A 1,789-nucleotide genomic window follows, 5' to 3' on the forward strand; every position below is an offset into this window, starting at 1 on the left:
AAATACTAATACTTTTTCATAAAATATTCAAACTCGCCGATCATATTATTCTCCCTTTTTTCCTTTTCAATTTCCCTGAGATTATTCCTCCTGATTTTGCCGCTAATTGTTTTTGGGAGGTCATCAACAAACTCTATTATTTCCGGCAATTTATATGATGGCAGCAACTTTTTAACACCATTAAATATGGTTCTGGCAGTCTCCTCATTCTTCTCATGCCCATCCTTTAATACAATAAATGCCTTTACCTTCTGGTATTTAAGCCTATCAGGGCTTCCAACAACGGCGGATTCCAAAACAATACCGGTGGCAATTATTGCACTCTCCACCTCAAATGGTCCAATACGGTAGTCTGATGATTTTATAACATCATCTGACCTGCTGACAAAATAAAAGTTCCCATCGTCATCCCTGTATGCCCTGTCGCCGGTAAGATAATAATTTCCTATGAAGACCTCCCTGTTTTTCTCATCATCAGAGTATCCTAAAAATAAACCGTATGTGCCTTTATAATTTTTTACAGCCATGAGGCCGGGCTCGAAGCTTTTGTTAATTTCGTTCATTTCTTCATCAAGCAAAACAATATTGTATGTGGGCAGCGGCCTTCCCATTGATCCTGGAATTACAGATTTTCCGGGGAGGTTTGCAACCATTGCAGTGCTCTCTGTCTGCCCGTAATAATCCCTGACTGTTGTTCCGAATTTCTCACGCCATTTATTTATAATCTCGGCATTTAAAGGTTCACCGGCACTTACAGTTTCCCTTAAATCCTTAAGTTCAATTCCGTCAAGATTTGCAGAGATAAACTGCCTCCAGGCCGTTGGCGGGGCACAGAAGGAATTAACATGGTATGAACCCAGCACCTCAAGGTATTTTCTAACATTCAGCTTACCGGAATAATCTATTGATAACACTGTGGCACCAGCTGTCAGTGGGGAAAAAACAGAACTCCATGAAAATTTTGCCCATCCCGGTGAGCTTAAATTAACATGTATGTAATTCTCCCTGATGCCTATTGCGGTGGCTGTTGATAATTGTCCTATTGGATAAAGCACTGCGCTGTGGTTCACAGTTTTTGGCATTCCGGTCGTTCCCGATGTGAAGTATTTTATAAAGACATCATTAATGAATAATTTCTCGCCTTCAGCTGTGTTATTTTCATTATTTATCTCCTTAATGTTAATGGCATCATCATAGTTTCCTATTGATATCTTCAATGGCCTATTTTTCAATGACCTTGATATCTTTTTCATATTCTCTGAATCAGCAATTATTACATCAGGTACTATGCTTGAGAACCTGAATTTTAGCTCAAATTCCGTAAGATTTGGGGCCAGTGGAATTAATGTGTATCCAGCCTTAAGGGCGGCCAGCATTATGTACCACTGCTCTGTTAATGCTGGTGACATTAAGTAAATTACAGCAGATTTTTTTATGCCATGTTTCCTTAATAAATTAATTAATTTATTATAATTTGAAATCAACCGGTTATATGAAACCTTAATTTCCATTTCATTTTCCATATTGTAGTATATCACTGCATTTTTATCAGAACCATAAAATTTTTCAAAAATTTCTTGAACCCAGTTGAATGGTTCTGGCGGTTTCATATTTCTTAAATCCTCAAGAATCCTATACCTTTCATCATAATTTTTTTTAACTTTTTCATACAATTCAGTAATGTTCATAAAAAAGAATATATATGGTTAAATAAAAAGTTTTTTATATATCCATTTTTCTTCATTATAAAATAAATGTCTTTATAGGGTTATTCATGAATAAAATATTA

Annotated in this window: 1 protein-coding gene; it reads right to left on the minus strand. The window is 36.0% G+C overall.

Translation table 11 applies throughout. The annotated features are described in order from the left end of the window. Window positions 1-5: 5 nt before the first annotated feature. Window positions 6-1,688, minus strand: a complete 1,683-nt coding sequence (locus tag AOG55_RS02465; protein WP_055040840.1) for an AMP-binding protein — start codon at window positions 1,686-1,688, stop codon at window positions 6-8. Window positions 1,689-1,789 lie beyond the last annotated feature (101 nt).

Source organism: Acidiplasma cupricumulans, assembly GCF_001402935.1.
GTDB lineage: Archaea > Thermoplasmatota > Thermoplasmata > Thermoplasmatales > Thermoplasmataceae > Acidiplasma > Acidiplasma aeolicum.

What these genes read in the sequence shown, in the direction of transcription:
- AOG55_RS02465 (WP_055040840.1), bottom strand. Translation starts at nt 1,688, where the DNA reads ATGAACATTACTGAATTGTATGAAAAAGTTAAAAAAAATTATGATGAA.